At 41.0% G+C, this 5,095-nt stretch carries 4 protein-coding genes; all 4 read right to left on the reverse strand.

The annotated features are described in order from the left end of the window. Positions 1–152 precede the first annotated feature (152 nt). The gene (gene aprB, locus ACPUYX_RS20710; RefSeq protein WP_426381474.1) at positions 153–596 is read right to left on the reverse strand and encodes an adenylyl-sulfate reductase subunit beta; all 444 of its coding nucleotides are present in this window, start codon (positions 594–596) and stop codon (positions 153–155) included. A 313-nt stretch (positions 597–909) separates the two neighbouring features. Continuing rightward, positions 910–2,949 carry a heterodisulfide reductase-related iron-sulfur binding cluster gene (locus ACPUYX_RS20715; protein WP_426381475.1) on the reverse strand — a complete coding sequence of 680 codons (2,040 nt, stop codon included), beginning with the start codon at positions 2,947–2,949 and terminating at the stop codon, positions 910–912. A 121-nt stretch (positions 2,950–3,070) separates the two neighbouring features. Further along, positions 3,071–4,060: an electron transfer flavoprotein subunit alpha/FixB family protein gene (locus ACPUYX_RS20720; protein WP_426381476.1), complete on the reverse strand. Its 990-nt coding sequence runs from the start codon at positions 4,058–4,060 to the stop codon at positions 3,071–3,073. 14 nt (positions 4,061–4,074) lie between these two features. Further along, positions 4,075–4,848: an electron transfer flavoprotein subunit beta/FixA family protein gene (locus tag ACPUYX_RS20725; protein ID WP_426381477.1), complete on the reverse strand. Its 774-nt coding sequence runs from the start codon at positions 4,846–4,848 to the stop codon at positions 4,075–4,077. Between the last annotated feature and the right edge of the window lie 247 nt (positions 4,849–5,095).

Consider the following 5,095-nt stretch of genomic DNA (forward strand, 5'->3'; position numbering starts at 1 on the left):
TTTTTGCCCCAGTAAGCTGCTTCTACAGCTGCGCCGCAGGCTCCCATTCCGCCTCCGATGATGAGAAGGTCGGTTGTTACTTCTACTGTTTCAAAGTTCATTGGCATTGATTTTAACCTCCCTATTTTTCCTTATTGCAAGTTTTCAAGAGATTATTTTTTATAGGTCCAAACAGCCGGTAATTTTAAGGATGAAGGTTCGCTGAACAGATTAAGGCTGTTGATATCGGTGTTATCTTCAACGAAACCGCCATCAGGAACAGCAGAACCTTCTTCTGTCGTACGGATAGGGAACTTAAAGCGTTTGGTCATGCCATTGCGGAATTTAACGGTCCACATAATGCTGTCCGAACCACGGAGAGGTACGCAAGAAGCACCGAGGGGAACGAAATCTGCATAACCGCGAAGGTCCATAGCTTGTTGCGGGCAGGCTTTAACGCAGCATAAGCACTCCCAGCATTGGCTAGGGTCTAGGTTTACAGCTTTCATTCTTTCTTTGTCTAAAAACATCAGGTCATTTGGGCATGCATACATGCAAGCTGTTTTATCTTGCCCTTTGCATCCGTCACACTTTTCTGCAATTACAAAACTTGGCATTTGTTAAACCTCCTTAATATTAAATAACATGTTCCTATAGCATTAGGGAAATAATAACGTACTTTAGCAAAAGCCAGACTAAAAGCAATATGGAATTACTATTATGAATATTATAATTATTCTCTAGAAAAAAATTTATCAGATAATTACGGACACATTCCTCCTTTCTAACGACAAAAATAATTCAATTAACAAGGAACATAAAATTCTAATTCTAAAATTTAGTCTATTGTAACTATTATTTATTAAATATTTCGTATTTTGGTGAATATTTTATTTCTATAGATTAAATTAAATGTTCTGAATTCTAAATCTAAATAACCATTTCCAAAATTTCTGAAATATCTAAGGCTTTTAAATCCTCTCCGACTTCACGCATAGCAATTCCATCAACAATCATGGTTAAACAGAATGGGCAAGCAGTACCCACATAATCAGTTTTAACAGCGATTGCTTCATCGGTACGCATAACATTGATACGTTCTCCCTCGTGTTCCTCAAGCCACATACGTCCGCCACCAGCACCGCAGCAAAAACTCTTTTCACCGGTATGAGCCATTTCCTTGATTTCCAGACCCACCATTTTTAACAACTCTCGCGGTTGGTTATAGATCTGATTGTAACGTCCCAAATAGCAAGAGTCATGATAAGTAACCGATTTCCCTGCAATATTTTTAAATTTAAGTTTTCCGGCTTTAACAAGCTCCAGTAAAAAGACTGAATGATGAATAACTTCATAGTTTCCACCCAATTGAGGATACTCGTTCTTTAGTATGTTAAAGCAATGCGGGCATTGAGTTATAATTTTCTTGATTCCATAGCCCTTCATAACCTCAATATTTTCCGAGGCTAAAGAATAAAATAAATATTCATTTCCAAGTTTACGAGCTGAGTCACCACAACACTTTTCATCGTTGCCTAAGATTGCGAAATGAACACCGGCGGTTTGGAGTAACTTCACAAGTGCTGCAGAAACTTTTTGATTACGTGCATCAAATGCTCCTGAACATCCAGGCCAATACAAATATTCAGCACTAGGATCTTCTTCGAAGGTCTTCACTCCTAATCCTTTGATGAAATCAGCACGGGTCGTCCAGCCAATCCCCCATGGGTTACCATTGTTCTCCATATTTCTGAAGGCTAACTGTGCTTCAGCCGGGAATCGAGTTTCCATAAGAACCAAATTTCGTCGCATGTCTATAGTTTTGTCAACATGTTCAACGAAAACAGGGCATTGTTGTTCACAAGAACGACACGTTGTACAAGACCACAAGTCTTCTTCAGGAATAACTTCCCCAATGAGAGACGGTACGGGAAGTTCCACAGGTTCTTCTGATGCAGCGCTTTCCGAATCGGCACTTTGTGTTGACAGAGCCAATTTTTGAGACGCCTTAAGAGCTTCACCCGTTTCTTCCATTAGAATGCGCATATCTTGAATTATCCTTTTAGGACTCAAATGTTTCCCGCTTAAATAAGCAGGACAATTATCCTGACAACGTCCGCAACGTAAGCAAGCATCAGTATTAAACAGAGCTTTCCAGCTAAACTCACGCAGTTGACTTTTTCCAAATGTATCAAGGTTCTCATCTTCAAAATCGATGGGTTCAGGAATCCCTATTGGTCCCCGATGACGGAAAAACATATTCAAAGGGCCAAGTATTACATGGAACAATTTTGAATATGGGAAATACCCGATAAATGTCATGGCTAAAAGAAGATGGAACCACCACAGGAATCTGTGCAGCGAGAGTAATTGTGCTTCATTGAGAGATGCTTTAAGAGGAATAGATATCCACTGTCCTATAAATCCCCATCCGGCCCAAGGATCAGGTGTTGCAGCGATACGGACTCCTTCAATTACAAAGCCCGTTAAAAGGATTGCAAATATTAAAGCTAGAGTAATTGCATCATCAGTTTTATTATCTAGGCGATCAGGTCTTTGTATATACCGACGAAAGCCTGCTGTTATGATTCCCAGGATTGCTAATAAACCGAAAAAATTAGCTGTCAATTTAATGAATAAATATAGCCATCCATGGAAGATATGTAAGCCAAAGTCTGCTTGAAGTGTAATCATAGCAGTAGCAAACGCTAAAAATACAAATCCCCAAAAAATGCAAAAATGCATAATACCCGGATAAGAATCTTTAAGGATTCGTTTATGGCCGAATCCATATACAAGAATATCTTTTATGCCTTGCCATACGTCTTTCCAGCGATTCTCAGGTTTTCCCAATTTCCAAAGTGACAAACGTTTGTACACTCCGTAACCGAAGAAAATCAGTGCAATGATGAAGAATAAATAAAGCCAATGCTCTCCTTCAATGTTCCAATACACTTGACGTGTGGCCATTCTCATCTCTCCTTATTCATTTAGCGAAGCACCTATAGGGGCGCTTCGCTAAATTAGATTTATTCAATTATCAAATATCAACATAAAATCCTAGAACTACTATTAAAGCATTAACACATTGTTAAGCATTAACAATCTTTTTAAATTCTTCGGTCAGCACTGGAACTACTTCGAAGAGATCTCCAACAATTCCATAGTCTGCAACGTTGAAAATATTAGCTTCAGGATCTTTATTAATAGCAACAATAAATTTAGAAGAGCCCATCCCTGCAAGGTGCTGAATAGCTCCGGAAATCCCGCAGGCGATATAGAGAGTAGGAGCAACAGTCTTACCTGTTTGTCCAACTTGGAACTTTTGCTCTCTCCAACCTGCATCAACAGCAGCACGTGATGCGCCAACTGCTGCGCCAATAACATCAGCCAGAGTTTCTAAGATAACATAGTTTTCAGGGCCTTTCATGCCGCGTCCGCCGGAAACAATGATGTTAGCTTCAGTTAATTCAGGTCGTTTAGAAGCGGCAATAGCAACTTCTTTAAGGATTGCGCGTAAATCTGCAGCATCGATATCCGCACTTTCTTTAACAACTTCTGCCTTGCGGGAATCATCAGCAACAGGTAGGTTAAAGGTATTGGGACGAATTGTAGCCAGAATAGGACGAACACTGGAAGCAAGATATTCAAATGCTTTACCAGCATAAATAGGACGTTTGAAGGTCATGAAGCTGTTGGCATCGAGTTCAATACCCGTGCAGTCAGAAGCAAGACCAACACCTAAACGTTGGGCCAACCGAGGAGCGAGGTCCTTTCCAACAGCTGTATTACCCATAAGGACAGCTTGTGGTTCCTCTTTGCGAATCAACTGGTTCAATGCCGAAGTATAGGCACCGGTTGTATACTCTGCCAATTTCTCATTTTCAACAATAATAACTTTGTCTGCTCCATTAGCAACAAGAGTTTGTGCAAGTCCTTCTATTCCTTGACCAAGTACAACAGCGACTAAGGGTTCGCCAGTCTCATCGGCCATTTTCCGTCCTTGTCCAAGAAGTTCTAATGAAACTTTACGAATTTGTTGTTCGCGTTGTTCAACAACAACCCATATTCCTTTTGCCATGTTTATTCCTCCTTCTACAGAACTTTAGCTTCTTCATGCAATAGTCGTGCTAATTCTTTGGCGGCTTGAGGTGCATCTCCAGGGATCTTTTGTCCTGCTTGGCGAGCAGTAGGCAAGGTGTATTTCTGAACACTCATTTTTGATGCTAAGTCACCGGCAGCTAACCCGAGGTCAGCAACAGCCATTGATTTTAAAGGTTTCTTTTTAGCCTTCATGATTCCTGCTACCGATGGATAACGGGGTTCATTGAGTCCTTTTTGGGCTGTGAATACAGCAGGTAAGGCAACTTCAATGGTTTCTGTTCCGCCGTCAATTTCACGGGTTGCAGTAACTTGAGTTCCAGCAACTTCAAGCTTAAGAACGCTGGTTACTGAAGGAATATTTAAGGCTTCTGCTAAACGCACACTAAGTTGGCTTGCTCCGTCATCAATGGCAATACGGCCGGATAAGATGATATCATAAGGGAGTTGTGCTACTGCTTTAGCAAGAATTTCAGCATTAGCCCATTCATCCGTGCCCTCTAAAATAGGATCATTAACGACGACACCTTTATCAGCCCCCATTGCTAAAGCTGTACGAACAGCCTCCTGAGCACGTGGGCCCCCCATAGTAACGATCGTAACATCGCCACCAAATTTCTCCTTCAGACGAATGCCCTCTTCAATAGCGTACTCATCGTAAGGATTAATAATTAGGTTGACCCCGTTGGGATCGATTTTGCCATTACCATCAAGAACAATTTTAGCCTCGGTATCAAATGTTTGTTTGATGCAAACGATGATGTTCATGCTTTCTCCTCCTAACTTTTCCTATTTTGTCAACGGCTTATTGGGTATAATGATTGAATATATTGGACACCTCCCCTATATGGGGAAATGGCATCACCTACGGAATATTAAGGCTTGCTGGCTGAACAAAGGAGTTCGGACATTTCCATAACTTCCAGGACATCTTTCTTTTCCAGTCCGGCACAGGCATCGTCGAGCATCAGGATGCAATAAGGACATGCCGTTACCAATACATCGGCCTGTTTTT

The sequence above is a fragment of the Desulfosporosinus sp. SYSU MS00001 genome, from assembly GCF_049943955.1.
Lineage (GTDB): Bacteria > Bacillota > Desulfitobacteriia > Desulfitobacteriales > Desulfitobacteriaceae > Desulfosporosinus.

What these genes read in the sequence shown, in the direction of transcription:
- aprB (WP_426381474.1), bottom strand. Translation starts at nt 596, where the DNA reads ATGCCAAGTTTTGTAATTGCAGAAAAGTGTGACGGATGCAAAGGGCAA.
- ACPUYX_RS20715 (WP_426381475.1), bottom strand. Translation starts at nt 2,949, where the DNA reads ATGGCCACACGTCAAGTGTATTGGAACATTGAAGGAGAGCATTGGCTT.
- ACPUYX_RS20720 (WP_426381476.1), bottom strand. Translation starts at nt 4,060, where the DNA reads ATGGCAAAAGGAATATGGGTTGTTGTTGAACAACGCGAACAACAAATT.
- ACPUYX_RS20725 (WP_426381477.1), bottom strand. Translation starts at nt 4,848, where the DNA reads ATGAACATCATCGTTTGCATCAAACAAACATTTGATACCGAGGCTAAA.